13 protein-coding genes are annotated in these 16935 nt (G+C 56.2%); 3 read left to right on the top strand and 10 right to left on the bottom strand.

Going from position 1 to position 16935, the window contains the following annotated elements:
* Positions 1 to 12 precede the first annotated feature (12 nt).
* The 3 genes from RB_RS09440 to RB_RS27735 all read right to left on the bottom strand — a co-directional run bounded on the left by RB_RS09440 (position 13) and on the right by RB_RS27735 (position 1943).
* The gene (locus tag RB_RS09440; protein ID WP_164921780.1) at positions 13 to 1065 is read right to left on the bottom strand and encodes a class I fructose-bisphosphate aldolase; all 1053 of its coding nucleotides are present in this window, start codon (positions 1063 to 1065) and stop codon (positions 13 to 15) included.
* A gap of 247 nt (positions 1066 to 1312) precedes the next feature.
* The gene (locus tag RB_RS09435; RefSeq protein WP_011120063.1) at positions 1313 to 1801 is read right to left on the bottom strand and encodes a hypothetical protein; all 489 of its coding nucleotides are present in this window, start codon (positions 1799 to 1801) and stop codon (positions 1313 to 1315) included.
* A complete protein-coding gene (locus RB_RS27735) occupies positions 1794 to 1943 on the bottom strand; it encodes a hypothetical protein (RefSeq protein ID WP_007326910.1) in 150 nt (49 codons plus the stop codon). Before RB_RS27735 ends, RB_RS09435 begins: the two co-directional genes overlap by 8 nt.
* A 101-nt stretch (positions 1944 to 2044) precedes the next feature.
* Between RB_RS27735 and RB_RS09430 the strand changes: the two genes are divergently transcribed.
* Entirely contained in the window at positions 2045 to 2551 is a 507-nt protein-coding gene (locus RB_RS09430; RefSeq protein ID WP_011120061.1) for an AAA family ATPase, read from the top strand.
* Positions 2552 to 2681: 130 nt separating this feature from the next.
* Here RB_RS09430 and RB_RS09425 read toward each other — a convergent pair whose 3' ends face one another.
* Positions 2682 to 4190: a polysaccharide lyase gene (locus RB_RS09425; protein ID WP_164922799.1), complete on the bottom strand. Its 1509-nt coding sequence runs from the start codon at positions 4188 to 4190 to the stop codon at positions 2682 to 2684.
* Between the two features lie 79 nt (positions 4191 to 4269).
* Between RB_RS09425 and RB_RS09420 the strand changes: the two genes are divergently transcribed.
* A complete protein-coding gene (locus tag RB_RS09420; protein ID WP_164921779.1) occupies positions 4270 to 5151 on the top strand; it encodes a hypothetical protein in 882 nt (293 codons plus the stop codon).
* Positions 5148 to 6182 (top strand): serine/threonine protein kinase, encoded by a 1035-nt coding sequence (locus tag RB_RS09415; protein WP_011120058.1) that lies wholly within the window; start codon positions 5148 to 5150, stop codon positions 6180 to 6182. Before RB_RS09420 ends, RB_RS09415 begins: the two co-directional genes overlap by 4 nt.
* Before the next feature lie 466 nt (positions 6183 to 6648).
* Here the strand turns inward: RB_RS09415 and RB_RS09405 are convergent, their stop codons facing one another.
* The 6 genes from RB_RS09405 to RB_RS09380 all read right to left on the bottom strand — a co-directional run bounded on the left by RB_RS09405 (position 6649) and on the right by RB_RS09380 (position 16854).
* Positions 6649 to 7596 (bottom strand): SDR family oxidoreductase, encoded by a 948-nt coding sequence (locus tag RB_RS09405; RefSeq protein ID WP_011120056.1) that lies wholly within the window; start codon positions 7594 to 7596, stop codon positions 6649 to 6651.
* Positions 7597 to 7635: 39 nt separating this feature from the next.
* Positions 7636 to 8271, bottom strand: a complete 636-nt coding sequence (locus tag RB_RS09400; RefSeq protein WP_011120055.1) for a TetR/AcrR family transcriptional regulator — start codon at positions 8269 to 8271, stop codon at positions 7636 to 7638.
* Positions 8272 to 8931: 660 nt separating this feature from the next.
* A complete protein-coding gene (locus RB_RS09395; protein ID WP_011120052.1) occupies positions 8932 to 9660 on the bottom strand; it encodes an NYN domain-containing protein in 729 nt (242 codons plus the stop codon).
* Between the two features lie 311 nt (positions 9661 to 9971).
* Positions 9972 to 11825 carry a hypothetical protein gene (locus tag RB_RS09390; RefSeq protein WP_164921778.1) on the bottom strand — a complete coding sequence of 618 codons (1854 nt, stop codon included), beginning with the start codon at positions 11823 to 11825 and terminating at the stop codon, positions 9972 to 9974.
* Entirely contained in the window at positions 11822 to 15640 is a 3819-nt protein-coding gene (locus RB_RS09385; RefSeq protein WP_164921777.1) for a DUF5682 family protein, read from the bottom strand. The genes RB_RS09390 and RB_RS09385 overlap by 4 nt, the downstream gene beginning before the upstream one ends.
* Positions 15641 to 15651: 11 nt before the next feature.
* Positions 15652 to 16854 (bottom strand): ATP-binding protein, encoded by a 1203-nt coding sequence (locus tag RB_RS09380; protein WP_164921776.1) that lies wholly within the window; start codon positions 16852 to 16854, stop codon positions 15652 to 15654.
* Between the last annotated feature and the right edge of the window lie 81 nt (positions 16855 to 16935).

Below are 16935 nucleotides of genomic sequence, written 5' to 3'. Positions count from 1 at the left end.
TTCGGGCCGTGCTCAGGCGACGGTGATTTCTTTGTCGAGATAGACATCTTGGATCTTGTGGAGAAGTTCCACACCTTCGGGCATCGGACGCTGAAAAGCCTTTCGGCCGGAGATCAGCCCTGTTCCGCCCGCACGCTTGTTGATCACTGCTGTTTTGACCGCTTCGGCCAGATCTGACGCACCGGAAGATGCTCCGCCAGAGTTGATCAAGCCGGCGCGACCCATGAAACAATTGGCAACCTGATAGCGGCACAGATCGATTGGGTGATCCGTTGTTAGCTTTTGGTAAACCAAGGGCGAAGTCTTTCCAAATGCAATCGCGTTGTATCCGCCATTGTTGGTCGGCAGTTTTTGTTTGATGATGTCCGCCTGAATGGTCACTCCCAAGTGGTTGGCCTGTCCGGTCAAGTCGGCCGATGTGTGGTAGTCCTGGTCTGTCTTGAAGGCCGGGTTCCGTAGATAGCACCATAGGACGGTTGCGAGCCCGAGTTCGTGAGCGCGCTCGAACGATTCGGCCACTTCGACAATTTGTCGACGTGATTCTGGTGAGCCAAAGTAGATGGTTGCGCCCACCGCGGTGGCACCCATGTCATGGGCTCGGTCGACTTGACCGAACATCACTTGATCATAAGTGTTCGGATAGCTCAACAGTTCGTTGTGATTGATTTTGACTAAGAACGGAATCCGGTGAGCGTATTTTCGCGACACCGCTCCCAGGACACCGAACGTTGACGCCACCGCGTTGCAACCGCCTTCGATTGCCAGCTTCACGATGTTTTCCGGGTCGAAATAGTCCAGATTTGGAGCGAAGGAGGCTCCTGCGGAATGTTCGATGCCTTGGTCCACCGGAAGGATTGAGACGTAACCCGTGTCTCTGAGCCGGCCGTGGCCAAAGAGGCGGGCGAGGTTGTTGACCACGCGTTGGTTGCGATCCGTTCCACACAAAACCCGCTCGAGGAAATCGGGGCCGGGCAGGTGTAGGCGGCTGGAATCGATGGTTTCGCAGCGATGTTCCAGCAGGTATTTCTGATCTTCGCCTAACAATTCGGTGATGGTTGATGACATCGGAGTCTCTGTTTGAGGAAGGGGCGGAGTCCAGCCTCTGTCATGCAATTACTGAACCGTCATGCAAGTGGTAAACGCTGGACCGTTTTTGTGCGTGGATGCACACCGAGTATTCATCTAGAAACTCATTGAGAACCGGCAGCTTTTCAGAATCGACGGGCGGGATGCAGCGAAGAGTGTCGATCGGATGCCGATCGCAAGAATCAAGTAACGCGATTTACGATCGAGCCGCTGTGTGCAACAGGATTCAGGATCGGCTGAATCGCCAAGCACTTTTCGGCAAGCGTATGTCTGGATTGACCTTGGCCAACGCCGCGTAGAGTTTCGTTCGGCTGTAGTGATAGTTTTGTGTAAGGCGAAATCGATCGCCCGTGGCGGTTTTCATCACGATGGAACTATGGTTGGCCTGGTGAGTTTGCTTGATCTCGACGATCTCATGCACGGGAACGGAGAACGTGAAGGTCCGAGAGAGCGGATCGAACACTTCGAAAGTATCTTTTGTCACGACCATCCGGAACGTCTCGTTTTTGACCCAGAGGTAGATGGCGGCGAGCAATAAGCAAACTTCGACCAGCGGAGTAACGATGTTCAGCCAGAAGAAAAGTTGCTCGCTTTCTTCCGACGAGGGAATGAAAATCCGTGCAGCGAGGTACATCGTCAGCAGGACAACCATGTTTACCAGCAAGATCATTGAGGTTCGACGCTGCCGACTCTCGTATCGATAAAGTTCATTCATGCGGTGAATCCTTCACGGGAGAGTCGCGGGTTCCATCCGCGACGAGTGGGTTCAATGAAAATACGATGATGCGGTCGGGGGGCATTGTCGCTGGTGTCCCGAATAGATCGATCGCCAGCATTTCGCCAATGACTTGTTGCATCGTGATGATGGTTGCTGGACTTGTCGCACAATGATTACGTTGGCTCTACCAAACCAGCTCAATTGCCGAACGAGATGACGTCTCCATATCACTGAAACACCATGACGAACACTGAACTCCACATCGTTGCAGGCGCCGCCGGCGTTGGTAAGACCACCTTCGGCAAGGATCTGGCAAGCAAATTGGGCGGTGTGTTGCTGGATAGCGACACCGTCACTGAACCGGTTGTTCGAGCTGGTTTGTCCGCGGCGGGATTGAATCCCGCGGACCGAGACAGCCCAGAATACAAACGGTTGTTTCGTGACGCGGTCTATGAATGCCTTTTCCAAACCGCGGCTGACAATTTGCAGCATATCCCTGTCGTGATCGTGGGACCGTTCACTCGGGAGCTGGAGAACCCAAATTGGCCAAGTCAATTGGCTGAGCGTTTTGGCGTGACACCAACCGTTTGGTATCTGACCTGTGACGACGAAGTGAGACGCCAACGCATCGAACAACGAGCCAACCCGAGAGACCATGCCAAGTTGGTCGATTGGACGCGTCATGTCAGCGAAGCCCCGGTGGCAAAGCCCGCGTTCGCAGTTCGATTCGTCGATACAAATCACTGAAAATTTGATGGACGCTCAAACACCAGGCGGTTTCTTAAGGTTTGTTGCGACACTTATTTCTTGACTTGAAGTGTTGTTCAATACGACATTGCGTGTGACTGATTCAGCATGAGGGGCAAGCCGCACCGACTCAGGGCGAGGTGACCATCGGTCCGATGTACTTCTTTGCAATCACCACGTTGTCGATGAAGATGTGCTGGTCGTGTGGCGATGCGGTTTTCCCGCCGTGGTAGAGGTTCATCCAGATCTGTTCAATTTTGAGTTCGTCGGTCATGCGGAATCGCACGTCCGTTTTTTCAAATGCCAGTTGCCCATCGACCCAGCCTCGTAAGATTCCATCCTTTTCGCCGGGAGTGTTGAGGCGGCACTGTTGTTCGATGGTGTACCACTGATTCTTGGCCAGGTATCCACGGTAATTTTGGCTCCAGACCCAGTGAGATCCATAGGTTCCGTGCATGTCAGCGTGGTAGCAGTAGAATCCAATCGGGGTTCGTCCCGCCAAAGGATTGCCGGCGGGGACGGTCTTTTGGAACAGCCCGCGAGCTGACCAGCCGTCGGTGCCATCGCTCTTTCGTCCGCCCCAGCCTGCGCGACCATACGTCCCGCTGATCCCCGGTAGCTTGCCGCCTTGAACGGTTTGATTCCAGTCATCAGCCAGGCGCAAGTGATAGCGAAAGTAGATTTCTTCGGGCTCGCTGCCAATTCGTTCATCAAACTTGTAGAGCGTGTTCAAGGCTGTGAACTCACCTTCGTCGATGCGCGAACGCAACGCCTTGCCTTGCAAAGGAAGGAAACCTTCCGAGCGTGATTCAGGATTGACCGTGTCCACTTTGCCGTCTTTGCCTACCTGAGTCCATTCACTTTTCCAGTCTGCTCGTTCGAAACCCGTCGCGAAAATCACGTCTAAATCATTCGCGATTCCTCGATCGTTTTCGTACTTCGCCGCGATGCCTAAAGCGGGTGAAGTGGGAACGTCGGATTCGCCTTGGTTGCAACGAAACACACCGATGCTGGCCGATCCGAACTGCTGGGGTGACAGCAGCACCAACGTGGCCCGGGTGATCGTTCCGATGTCGGTGGCTTGTTCGAGATCGAAACGGACCAGCAGGTTTTCCGCCTCGGCCGAGACTCGCAATTCGTTCGCTTGTCCCTGGCTACGGTAAGTCCACTTGGTCAGGAATGTATCGGCGACTGCGTCGAGGATGGCCGTTCCGTTCTTGCCAGTCAGTTCGAGTTTGGGACGCAGGGTTTCATCAGTGCTCTCTCGGCTGGCGAACGCGATCCGGCCGGATCCTTCAACAACACGTAAAAACATGCCTTGATTGGGATGCGTTCCCTGGCCCCACTCGTTCGCGAGCGTCGTCACGTCCCAGCGAACGGGGGTGAGAGTGTCCGTGTCAGATACTTCAGCGATCGCATAGACTGTCTCGCCTTGCTCGGTTCCTTTGGCGTCGCACCAATCGCCCATGAAGTGAGCCCATCGCAACGAAGCCGCTTGGTTGTAGTGTTCCCGGTTGGCACCATCATTGTGTTCCTGCGTGCCTTCCGCCCAATCGGATGGATCCGCCATCAACGAACCAGATCCGAACAAAACGACCACCGCAAAGGAAACCGCGAAGAAAAAGAAAACGTGGCTCACTGTGGAATGCTGCATGGGAAATCGGTAAGGTCACGAGGGTGCGATGCAAACAACAACCAATGTACCACTTGAATGCAACATGGCTGGACTGTTCCTACCACCTCAGCGGATTGATGGCCTTGGCCGTTGGGCATGGCGAACGATGCTGTTGCTGGCGTTGGTCTGCCTGCAATGGAGTGCGTTCGCGGAAAGTCCTCGCACGGTGGAGGCCCAGCGCTGGAAGACCGAAACGCTGGCGTCCATTGCATTGAAGATCCAGAATGCCTCGTCAGACGACGAACGTTTGGAATATTCCGCTCGGCAATCGTGGCTTCGTCGGTGGCAGCCAGGACGCATGCCTTCTGCACCCGCTGACGCACCGAACGAATCCGAGTTGATGGAGGAGCCCGTGTTGGCAGATCTGCCGCGACCTGAATCCGTCGACGGTGATGTTTGGAGTGTGATGGTTGATTTGCAGAAACGGTTGATCGCTTCTGACACCGACGAAGAACGCAAAGACAACTTGCGGAAGACGATTGAGCTGGCCGGGGAATTGGAGCAGTCGCTCATGGATCATCTTCCGTCGGATTCGCAAACGCTGGCAACGCCCACCGGTTGGACGCTTGCGTTTACGCGATATCGACTCGGCCGAGCGCTGGCGTATCGCGAGTTGCCGGAGGTCCTAGAGCGATGGCCGATTGCCAAGCCGGACGAATATGAGTCGCGCTTGGTGGCAGCTTTTCAGCGACTGACCGATCAAACGCAGGGTGATCGACGCGAATTCATTCTGTTGCAGGACCGTATGTTTCGCCGATCTGGAAAGAAGGGGCGAGCACTCGAATTGCTGGAAGCCAACCGGCATTCCATTGACCCGAAATGGTATCTCAAGAAACGGCGTGATTTGCTGCAGGAACTCGGTTGGGAACCACCCTACCGAGAAGCGGCCCGACTGTACCTTCAAGCAGGCTACGTTGACGAATGATGCTTTCACTCTCCAGCACTGACATTCAGCTTCCATCGCCACGTCCGCATGGACTGGCCAAGTACCGCGACCTCACCGAAATGGCTCGCGGCGGCAACGGAGTGTTGTATGCCGCCTACGACCAAATCGTGGGCCGCACCGTGGTGCTTAAGATGTTGTTGCCGGAACACCGATTGGACCGCGGATTCCGGCGTCGTCTGCTCCGCGAAGCGCGGGTGACAGCACAACTGGAACACCCCGGTACGGTGCCTGTGCACGAGATCGGCGAGGACGAGGAATATGGAATTTATTATGCGATGAAGCGGATCTCAGGAGAGAATTTTTTCTCCGTGCTTCGCCAGCTTGGGAAGGGCGACGAGAAGGTCGCCGCTGCGTTTCCGTTGCACCGACGGATCGAGATCGTTCGAGACACCTGTCAAACGCTCGTGTTCGCACACGCGGCGGGTGTGATTCATCGGGATGTCAAACCGGAAAACATTTGGGTGGGTAACTTCGGTGAAGTCACGCTGTTGGATTGGGGCTCAGCCAAGGTTTGGGGTGCCCCGACTCTCGATGATGGTCGCTATGCAGTGACGTCTACTCCACACAACGAAAGCAGTCATGCGCCGCCGAGTGAGTCGGCCTCGATGTCGAAGGTCAAACACGAGGAACATACGTATGAGCTGCCAACGTTGACACCAGCCAATTTGTTGATCGGTACTCCGACCTACATGTCACCGGAACAGATTGCCAATCGAGACATTGACGAACGCAGCGACGTGTTTTCGGTGGGAGTTTGTTTGTACGAAGCCATGGCGGTTGCGGAGCCATTTCGTGGCAAGGATCGCAATGAAACGTTTGAGAACATCTGCATGCGTCAACCGACTCCACCGAGTGAACGCTCGCCCAATCAACACATTCCCAAGGAAGCTGACCGGATCGTCTTCAAAGCGATCGCGAAACAAACGGCGAGTCGGTATCAAACGATGCGAGAACTGATTGCTGACCTGGACGAGTTGCTGCTGATCGTCCGGCAAGAAGAGACCGAGTGATCTTCGATGGTCGCACCCGACTTCGAGTTTTGCCCGTCAGCTTTAAAGTCGAAGCAAAATACTGGGCATAGCGTTCAGGGCACAAAGTTCTGGGCGTGAGGGATGTGGGGCAGTTGTTTGGGCAGTCGCCGGCTGGAAGGCCTCGGCACTTGAAGGATTGTGCGGAAAACAAGTGGCATAGGCTTCCAGCCTTTTTATACCCCACATCTCGAAACACCAAAGATTAGTGCACGATCAGAGCGGATTAGTGTTCCGCCAGAGCGGCCAAGGGGACACTAATCTCCGCTAATCGAACACTAATAGTTTTTGGACAGGGGATGTTTGGCTTCAAAGCGACTGTATTCACAACGCAAGCGGCTCGCAAAAGATGTGGGGTACAAAAAGGCTTCCAGCCTGTAAGTGCGCGGAACACAGGCTGGAAGCCTATGCCACTCATTCTGTCCGACATTTACTTCGACGCTGGTTGCTAGGGCGACCAGGTGAGGGCGACCTTTTGCTCGGAGACTGACCAGAGTTGGGTGGCGGCTTCTTGGTTCAGGGCGAGAGGTTCGAGCGGGCATTCCCCGACGGGGCCTACGGTTTCGGCTCTCTTGGTGGGACCGTACAAGGCTTGAGGTTTCAGGCCGTCTTCGGTGGCGCACATGACTTCGGGCCATGAGCCTCTTTCTGCGGATTGGGCGATGAAGGGAGAGATCACTTTCCACAACATCTTCATCGGCAAACTGGCGGTATCGTTGAGCAAATTCGTTCGCGATGCACCGGGATGGCAAACCCGAACCTGAACGTGCTTGCTGGACGCTTCCACGCGTCGCTGAAGCTCGTAGGCGAACATCATTTGAGCCAACTTGCTCTGCGCGTACGCGTTCCACGCGGTGTAGTTTTTGTCGAAATTCAAGTCTTCGAATTGGATCTTCTTCAAGCCCATTTTGTAGGCGTTGCTGCCGACGACGACGATGCGTCCATGCGATTGTTCGATCCAATCGAACAGCAGTCCGCACAGCAAGAAGTGCCCGAAGTGGTTCACGCCAAGTTGGCTTTCAAAACCGTCCACGGTGATCTCTTGTTTGGCCACCTGGGCGATCGCGGCGTTGCAAATGAGTGCATCGATTTGAGGGACCGTATCGAGTAGTTCCGAAGCCGCTTCTCGGACCGAATCCAGCACTGCTAAATCCAAACGCACAAAGGTCACGTCGGCGTCCCTGCCAAATTCCCGTTTCAAGGTTTCGATGGCTGCGGCTGACTTGTCGGCGTTGCGGTTCATCATCACCACCTTCGCGCCTTTGGACAGCAATGCACGAGTCGCCTCGAATCCCGCACCAGCATTGGCACCGGTGATGACATAGGTTTTGCCTTGGAGTGATCCGATTCGGTCGGGCGTCCAGCCTTGCGGGCCAAAATGTTTTTCGGTGGGCATGTTTCCATCTCTGTTTTGATAGGCGTTATTGAAGAGGAGCTATTGAGGCTGAATCAACTGGCGAATCGTCGATTCGAATAAGCGATGAAAGTCGACCTGATGGCCTCGAAACTCTTCTTCTTGCATGAGCGTTGATACTTGCTCGGACGGGTGAGCAAGCGGCCAAAGTCCGGCGATCACGGCATGATGCTGAATGATGAATTCCTGCACGGCAGCAGCCGACATGTTTGGCTGAACCGATTGGATGGCCGCCACGCATCGTTCGAGCGAAGGAAGGAGGGATCGCTTGAATTCTCGAAGGAAGTCCGTTGTTAAATTGCGTTCCAGCACGGACGCCAGAACGACCGTCAAGCGACAGAAGCGGTCGCGACTTCGAATCGCCTCCGTCAGCGATTTCGCGATTCGTTTTGGCGTGGGGGAACGAAGTCGTTTCAGACGGCTTTCGACGTCGAGCAACCAATCGTTGAGTTCTTCGCGGTACAGGCTGATGAAAACCTCTTCCTTCGTGTTGAAGTAGTGGTAAAGGCTTGCCTTGCCCAGTCCCGCCGTGGCAGCCACATCACGCATCGAGATGTCAGCGAGCTCTTTCTCATCAAAGAGCGTGGCTGCGGCCTCCAGGATGGCCGCAACACGCTCCGCCTTTTGGCCCGGTTGTCGCGCCCTTTGCCAGTACATCGGCTGATTCTCCTGTTTTGTCTACTGAGTAACCGACCAGCAGTCGGCTGTTAGTCGACCGTCGGTCGGATGTGCGGTCATCCGACCAAAGAGGATATGCGGCGTCAAGGCTGTAGGTCGGTAAAAACAGAGAATGCCAACACATTCATCAGGCAATGTCACAATCAGAGGTGGCGTGCTGCTGACTATCCGCTTGCCATTGAAAGTTTCGGCCCATCTCAAACCGGCGAGCGTTGCACGTTCGGCCCGGTGCCTCCCGTTCCATTCGGTCCAAAAAACGCTAACCAGAGATGATGTTTCAGTCGTGAAACAGGTCACCTTTCGGAGCGAAGCGTCGGTGGTCCAGTAGCGATTAAAACAAGATTCGAAAGCAGCACTGGGTTTCCACACTTCGCTCAGTCCGTCAGTTTTCTGTCGCAGAAAACTGGATCACTCTCGACATCTTGCCAAAACGAACGGGAGACCGATGAAGGATGGAACTCTGATGAGCGACGATTCGTGTTCTTCAGCTGACCCTTGGGAGAACACTTATCCCCACGAATGGACGCTGATCAGAGAAGGGAAGTCAGTGGTGAGGGACAGTGCGTCAGAGAATGAAGGGATGCCGGTTCGGCTGTGTTTCGACACAACCTGCAATGCCAGTGTTGCAACTGGCGTCGCCTATCTTTTCAATCGGACTCGTACCGATCCTGGCCCGGCTTGCTGGGTCTTTTGAACTTCGAATAGATCGATTGCATCGAACATGTCACTGAGTTTGGGGAACCCATAGGTTCGATGACTGAAGGGACCTTGGTTCGAGATATGAGCTCCGACCGGTCCGAGTTCCGCCCAACCATCGTCATCGGCGGCTTCCTTCACCGCGGTTCGAAGCGTGTTCATGAGCTTCGTGTTCTTTTGCAGCGACGATACCGAACTTTCCCGCCTCTTTTTGGGCGGCGCTTTCTCGGTGGGTTCTTCGTCCAAGTAGATGAAGTGGCTGCAGGCCAAGACAAATGGTGCAGGCGAGTTCTGACGTCCAAATCCGATGACTTGCTTGCCATCTTCCCGCAAACGGCAGACCAGCGGCGTGAAGTCGCAATCCGATGAAACCAATCCGAAGGTGTTGACCTGTCTCGTGTAGAGAATGTCCATCGCGTCAATCAGCAAGGCCATGTCGGTTGCATTCTTGCCCTTGATCAAATCAAAGCACTGAGTCGGTGCGATCGCGTACTCGTGTAGCACATTGATCCAACCTTCCAAGCCTCGTTTGGTCCAGTTCCCGTATGCCTTTCGAATGTTGACGATACCGTAGGTGGCCAGTTCAGAAATGATGAATTCGATCTTGGAGGACGGTGCATTGTCAGCATCAATCAGCAACGCGATGCTACCTTCGGGATGGGCGTTGGGCATGAATGTTGGTCGCTCCAGCGGAACGGGGGAGTCGGGTAGCGACGCAAAAGGGCGATGCGTCTGAAAAGCAAGGCGTCGTCGAGATGCATCCCGCGAATGAAAACGGCATGCAAGCAGAAGAAAACCAATCGCCAAACGGATCAACGTAATTTCTCTGCCAATCCTCGCTTCATTGTAACGACCTCAATTGCGGTCAGGCATTTTGTTCGACTCTGCTGACTCAAGTGCACCACAATCCTCTTTCTTCCATCAAGGCTAGATAGAGGTTGAGACCGGCAACTCCAGTATCTGCCTCATTGGCGGGTATTCACTCAACCCAACCAGCGTCGCCATTGGTCGCGTTCGTAGTGGCTTCTGAATTCGCGGCAGTATTGGTCGATCACGGCAAGGATGAGGGGGCGACGGTGTTTTTCGGAAGCGTGATTGACGTTGCCACGCCGCGTGACGGCTGGGGATTCGGCGCATGCCATCGCCAAGTGGTTCAACAGACCCGCCGCTGTGCGTTGGCCTCTAGCGACCAGCCGTGCATGGTCCTGTCGGTGAGTGCGAGAACTGATGGATCCGACGGAACTTCGACCACCGATCACCATGGCTGCACAACGTTTTTCGAGGCCTGGAAACAATTCACTCTTCGAACTGCGTGTGTCGACGGCATTGCGAATTAATACGTTGTGTTCAGCTGGCGATGGTTGTTTTCGTTGTTGCTCGACGTCTTCGACATATCTTTGAGTGTTCTGAAAATGATGTCGTTGCAGTGCATCAAGTCCGAGATGACAGCGGCCCAACCAATGATCCGGAAAGGTCACTTCCTCGGACAACGCACGAAAGCTCAGGGCATCCATCCAGCCCGCTTGGTTCAACCGCAATCTCGCGAAGATCTCGATCGACAGTCCGGGGCACCTCGCCAACATTTGAAGGTTTTGCCGGTACATCACCGCCGCATTGTCCATCGCGATCCCGAGCGTCAGTGTGGCGTTGCAATCAACAGGTTGAAACAAGACACCCGCTCCCTTGGCAGCGACGATGGTGCCTTGGACGCAGACGAGGTTGCGATCGCGGGGCAGTGGCTGTTCAGGCGTAGCGGTTGCATCAAACACTCGCGAGATTTGTTCGCGAATGTCTTTCGTCCAATGGCAATGCAACGTTGAGAGATCCGCAGCGTGACTTTCTTGCACCGGCTGGATGGCCCAACGGGTTTTGCCGCCCTTTCCGAGTCGACCATCTGGTGAACTGGTCAGGTTTTGAACGTCGATCCGCGAGCGGCTGATGACTTGTGCCGAAGCCGTTGTCTCACCCAAATCAATCCCGCCTCGATAGGCTTGGTTGATCAGGTTCGCGTCTCCGGGCCGGGTCTCGACGACTTGGTAGATGTCCCCATCGTCGCCGATCAAGTGTGTGACCACGCCAGCGTAACCACTCAACGTCAAGATTGGTTCAGCCACCACGCCGGTCAACCGCTTCAGCGCATTGGGTGAGAACGGACGTCGAGCGTATCCGAGCTGAGACTTCGGGACTGAGTCGGCCCGAATCAAACCGTGAGCGGCTTCGATGGCGGTGGTTGTGTCTCGGCAAAGTTGATCGCAATCCGCGTGTTCGTCACCCGCGCGCAGTCGCTGGATTCCTTCGGCCATGCGAATCAGGCTGGCGGACAAGTTCACCAAGCCTTCGGCGCGGGATTGATGGGCGGCGCGAAGCAATGTGGACTGGATAATCAATCCGCTGGCCCGTGCGCCACTCACCAACAGGCTGTCGATTGCCTGCAAGCTTTGTTGGGCCGCACCTCGTATGCCGTCGGTGATTTCGACATCGTCGCCGTCGGACCCGGGTTGGCTCGGAGCATCATGGTCCGTTTTGAGATCGGTTTTCGGCTCCGCTTCATCGGCGATCGTCAGTGAGGTGACAACGGCGAGAAGATGAAAGCACTTGGGAGACAACAGGCAGGAGCAGGACACCATCTCACTGTTGAGCACGGTCTGCTGGTCGCCCAGATGCAACTGAACCGTCTCATCTCCAGCAGAAATGGTCCATCCGCCGTTGGCTTGTTCCCATTGCCAGTTGGATGCCGCTGCGGGATTGCGATCCAAACGTTTGCGAACCCGACCGGGCGCCGCTTCGATGATCTCGGCGAGCAATTCTGCAGCGATCGAAGGGAGTTCGGGATTCACTCGATTCCTCCCAGACCAGCGGACGGGTTGGTTGCTTGTTGGGTGCCGCGGATTTGGTCGCCGACCCAGCGGGCCAATTTTTCTGGACTGACGGCTGCAACCGGCATGCCCGCACCCGCCATCATCGCCGCGTAACCTTGATGGAATCGTGCCACTCCGGAGTCGTCGAGCGATGCCAAGCCAAGGCATTTGACTCCTGCGTCGACAAGCTCGCGAACTTCGGCGATCATCCGACCGACCGACACGCCTTCTTCAAAATCGGAAACAAGAATCACGATGCTTCGGGACGGGACGGTCACTCCCGCCCGTGCCGCTCGAAGCCCCAGCCCGATGTCCGTGCCTCCGCCGACCTGGACTTCCAACAACAGCGACAAGGGATCGGCGACTTGTTCGCTGAAGTCGAGCACTTCGGTACTGAAGGCCAAGAAGCGAACCGAAAGTGCGGGCAGAGCATCGAACACGGCTGCCACCAACGCGCTGTAGATGACCGACGCTGACATGGACGCTGAGACATCCACGACAAACGTCACGTGCCAATCCATCTGCCGTTTCGACGGCGAGTGAAACATCAGCTTTTCAGCGACAATGGTTGCCCGTCCATCGGCTCGTCGATGGCAATTGGCAAGGTTGTCGCGAAGGGTGCGGGGCAAGTTCAGCTTTCGAGCTCGTCGCCGTGTCGGTCGCGGGGAGGACAGACCGTTCATTGCAGGTTGCAGTCGCACCGCAAGCTCGGAAGCCAATTGTTCGGTCAAACGTCGGGCCAACCGTCTCAGGGTAGCGACCTTGGACTCGGGCATTGCGCCCGCTAACGAGAGGACTTGTTGCAAAAGTTCGAGAGATGGGGTGACGGTGTCGGGGTCAAGCAGTTCGATCGCGGTGGAGCGTCCGTTGCCCGCAGCGGTGCCCAAGACTTCTTGGCACAAATCGCTACCAAACAGAGCCTCGAGGTCTTCGGCCCACTGGGCTGTTGTTGGTTCCGGTGCCTCGGTGCCGCCACCCATTCCCGAAGGTGCGTTGGCTAGACCGCCACGAGAGCCTTCCCCATGCCCTCGTCCATAAAGCTGATCGAGTGACGACGCACATCGCATCGCCAGTGGTGTTCCCGATTCGGGCGGCAATCCAAAGATCAGCCGCCATCGATCGGCCAAATTCAGTTCGTCGTTGTGGCGATGTGCCTGGGAAGGTGAGCTCTCGGACGTCTTGGAACTGATCGAAGGGGGGGCCCCTTCGCCCGGCGATTGGTTGTCGAAGCGAAACGATTGCAACCAATCGCGGCACTCGGGGTAGGCCGCGTCGATCGCACTTTTTCCCGCCAAGTCGGCTTCTCGCAATCGTCCCAGTTCATCGGTGATCGCCGCGGAATCGCCTTCCTGGATGGAGGACAACGACGCGCCACTGCTATCCAGGTTTGACCCGCGTTCGTCCAGTTCCGACAAGCAGACTTGCAGCAAACGCTGCCGATCGGCTGGGGAAAACTCAGCGAACGCACCCCGCAAGGAAGGCAACCGCGACAAGAAAACGTCGTCGCCCATCTCGGCGATACCCGAATGAATTCCACTCAGCCAAAAGGCGTCGCTCTGCATCTGCGGCAGCAAGACTTGAGTCGCACCGGCGAGTGCGTATTGAAGACGCTGGCGACCTTCGCGGTTCCCGGTTGAATCCAACCAGCCTCTCGTCAGCGCGGTCCATTGGTCGCCAGTTTCGGTTGCACGGAAATCATCCGGGGATGTGTCCAAGCGAGACAAGGCTGCCGCCGCAGCACCTCGCATGCGATCACTCCCCGTGCGTTGGGTTCGTCGACACCAGTGTGCGATCTGCACTCGGCATGATTCCGAGGTGCTGGTTTGATCGCCGCTAAGGGTGACAGCCTGCAAGTCGCCGGTCAGCCAATCCAGCAGATCGACGATTGCCATCACATCGGCGGGATCATTGGATCCACCGATGCCAGAGAGTCGCTGCAGGCAGGTTTGCAAAAGTTCGTTGATTTGCGTTTCCGCATCCGGCAAGGCGAAGGTCTCGACCCATGGTGGGTAGGCGGCGTTCTTGTCCGACGGCAGGCCTGGCACCTGACCAGCGTGAATTTGTGTGATGACTGTGATTGCTTCCACTAACTGAGACAGACCCGCTGCCTGACGGAATGAACCGCTGAGCTGTTGCAATGCTTGGCGAGCCAGCGTGACCAGTCCGCACTGAGTCGCGATTTGCAGACGATGCAAAATGTTGGCGGGCAACGTCTCCGCCTCTGCTTCCGATTGGCCAGGAGTTTTGCCGACTGCCCTCACCATTCCTTCGACCACCTGCCGCAATGTCACTCCATATCGTGAGACCGATTCAATGGTCGCGGAGGTGCCCTGTTGCCATCCAATCTGCCATCGCTCGACTAAGTTTTCCCGGTGTCCCTGTTGGACTTCGTCGACACGGACCGCGTAGGGAATCCCCGCGGCATTGAAGCGACGCAGCACCACGGCACGCGCTCGGTCACGAGGGCTGCGGAGCACATCCAGTTTGATCTCTTTCGTTTCGCTGTCTCGCTGTGAACGTGATCCGCGTTGATAACGATTGGATGAGCGGGGGGATGTTGGGTGGGAGTCTTCTCCGAACGATTCACGGCCCGGCAGTTTCAACGCCGCGAGTTGGTCGTCGATTTCAACGGCGAGCCCACACCTGGGAGCCAAGGGAGTCACACAACCGGTTCGATGACCGATCAAGACGGATTCAGCAGCACTCGCAACGGCGCGACCGCGTCCCATCAAGTCACCTTGTACCAGGCAGCTTTGGATCGCTTCGACCATCTCGCCACGACCTGCAACGGGCAAACCACGAAGTCTCGCCAAATCCCGCATCATCCGTAGCGACTCGCAAGCGTCGGGCATTCCCGCGACGTGTCCTTGTTTTCGCAAATGCCGACAAATGGCGGTGACCAATTCCGCGGACGCTGCATCGGCCTGTTCCGCAGTGGATGATTCCAACATTCGCTGATGCCAGACGGGATCGCGAACTCCTGCCGGGTAACCGCTGCGTTCATCGAGTTGCTCGAAAGAGTAAGGCACGAGCGATACACCAACCGATGCGCTCGATTCAACCGAAACACCATCCAACAATTGTAGGTCCTGTTCTTCGGAAGATTCGATCACCGACGGAAGCAGAGCGGCGGCATGGAATGCACCCACGACGGCAGCGGAGTGAGCGGGCGCCTGGCGAATGGCGGTTCGCATCGCGGCCTCTCGGAGCAAATCACGATGCGAAACGACTGGCGAACTCTCACGCACTGCCCATCCGAACATCAGGCCGGCACGACGGATCGATTCGTGATCCGAACCAAAGCCAGGCGATTCAACCAATCGTTGCCAAAGGCCACCGGTATCGGTCTCTCCACAGCGACGGAGCAGTTCATCGAGTCCAGTCGTAACAACGTCGTGATGCCCGTGATTTTCGAACGGGCCGGGAACGTCATCTGTCGGTTCTTCGGAATCCGAGTGGGCAAGCTGTGATTTTGCAGCGACCGACAGATCACATGCGACGACGGGAATCCCGCGTTGTTTTGCCCAGCGGATTGCCACCCATTCTGGCGAGAAGTCAGCCAAGGGATAGAAAAACAGACCATGCTCCGGGTGCACGGCTGAGATTGCGACGGGGGCGATTGTTTGTGGATCGGCGAGGTGTTCGATCCAATCCTGCAGATCGCCTGGCAATTCGACCAACAAACATTCCGGTGCGAAGTCATTCAACATTGCGGGCATGGCACGGGCGAGTGCTGCCGAATGATGTCGGACGCCGATCAGCCAAGGTGTTCGGGATTGGAGAAGCGGTTGCATGAGCGTGAGACCTATTCTTCTTCCAGCACGCCGCGCAGTTCCACCAAACGTTTCCAAAGTGGGGACCCGTCTTCGGCGCGGCGACGAACGGGGCCGTCCCAGTACGCCAGCAATCGTTCGCGATCCTTTGCCTCGTCTTTCATCACCACCCCAAGCAAGTGTCCCGGCATGCGAGAGACGGGATCAAATCCACTCGGGAAGAAGACGCATTCGCGGGTGATCGCTGTCGCGACGGCCACCGCTTCGGCTGTGCTCATGACCGTGCTCGGACGCGAAATTTGCCAGCCCTCGTCGCTGCGTCCGTTCCGCAAATCACGAAAAACGGTGACCAGCAATTCGACGAGCGATTGGTCCACCGTTGCCTGCGCGCCGGTTTCCGCCAACAACGCTGCCGCCCGGGTGGAAACGAGTTCACGTTCGCGGACTTCATCAGCGATCGGGGCAATGGTTTCAAAATTGAATCGCCGCTTCAACGCGGCGGACATCTCTGACACGCCTCGGTCGCGGAGGTTCGCAGTCGCAATGATGGAAAAGCCAGGGCTCGCGAAAACACTGTTTGCGTTGTCGTCGCCGGCCTGGTCCATCTCGGGAATCATCATTCTGCGTTCACTCAGGATGGAGATCAGAGCATCTTGGACTTCCGGCAAGCAACGCGTGATTTCTTCAAAGCGAACGACTTTGCCGTCTCGCATGGCGGTCATGACTGGTGAAGGAACAAGTGCTTCGTGAACGGGGCCGCGATCAAGCAGCATCGCATAGTTCCAACCGTACTTGATTTGGTCTTCGGTGGTTCCGGCGGTCCCTTGGACGGCCAATGATCCGGTGCCACTGATCGCCACGGCAAGCAATTCACCCAGCATGGATTTCGCGGTGCCAGGTTCACCAACCATCATCAACCCGCGTTCGCCAGCGAGTGTGACAACGCATCGTTGCACGATGTCTCGCGAGCCCACAAATTTTTCGCTAATCACACACGACGTTGCCTTGGTTTTGCCAACCTTCACTCCGTCGCTGCCGCAGATGAAATCCACGACCGCTTGAGGAGACAGGGACCAACCCTCGGGACGCGGCAGGTTGTCCGATTCGCGAAGCGCTTTGAGTTCGTCTGCATATCGAACTTCAGCGGGAGGCAATTGAATGCGGCGATCGGACGTTGGACCATCAGGCGTTGAACGAGCGGAGGTCGTTGTCGTTCTGGACTTTTTCTTTGCCACTGGGTTCCATCTCGGTGAGTGTGTATCAAAATTGCGGATGCAATGGAGCGAGCCTTCTCGGGCGATCCTACGATGACCTGC

It is taken from the genome of Rhodopirellula baltica SH 1, from assembly GCF_000196115.1.
GTDB classification, from domain to species: domain Bacteria; phylum Planctomycetota; class Planctomycetia; order Pirellulales; family Pirellulaceae; genus Rhodopirellula; species Rhodopirellula baltica.
This window is presented reverse-complemented; position numbering and strand designations above follow the sequence as displayed.

Excerpts from the sequence above, each read along its gene's own strand:
- RB_RS09440 (WP_164921780.1), bottom strand. The coding sequence starts at position 1,065 with ATGTCATCAACCATCACCGAATTGTTAGGCGAAGATCAGAAATACCTG.
- RB_RS09435 (WP_011120063.1), bottom strand. The coding sequence starts at position 1,801 with ATGAATGAACTTTATCGATACGAGAGTCGGCAGCGTCGAACCTCAATG.
- RB_RS27735 (WP_007326910.1), bottom strand. The coding sequence starts at position 1,943 with ATGCAACAAGTCATTGGCGAAATGCTGGCGATCGATCTATTCGGGACA.
- RB_RS09430 (WP_011120061.1), top strand. The coding sequence starts at position 2,045 with ATGACGAACACTGAACTCCACATCGTTGCAGGCGCCGCCGGCGTTGGT.
- RB_RS09420 (WP_164921779.1), top strand. The coding sequence starts at position 4,270 with ATGGCTGGACTGTTCCTACCACCTCAGCGGATTGATGGCCTTGGCCGT.
- RB_RS09415 (WP_011120058.1), top strand. The coding sequence starts at position 5,148 with ATGATGCTTTCACTCTCCAGCACTGACATTCAGCTTCCATCGCCACGT.
- RB_RS09405 (WP_011120056.1), bottom strand. The coding sequence starts at position 7,596 with ATGCCCACCGAAAAACATTTTGGCCCGCAAGGCTGGACGCCCGACCGA.
- RB_RS09400 (WP_011120055.1), bottom strand. The coding sequence starts at position 8,271 with ATGTACTGGCAAAGGGCGCGACAACCGGGCCAAAAGGCGGAGCGTGTT.
- RB_RS09395 (WP_011120052.1), bottom strand. The coding sequence starts at position 9,660 with ATGCCCAACGCCCATCCCGAAGGTAGCATCGCGTTGCTGATTGATGCT.
- RB_RS09385 (WP_164921777.1), bottom strand. The coding sequence starts at position 15,640 with ATGCAACCGCTTCTCCAATCCCGAACACCTTGGCTGATCGGCGTCCGA.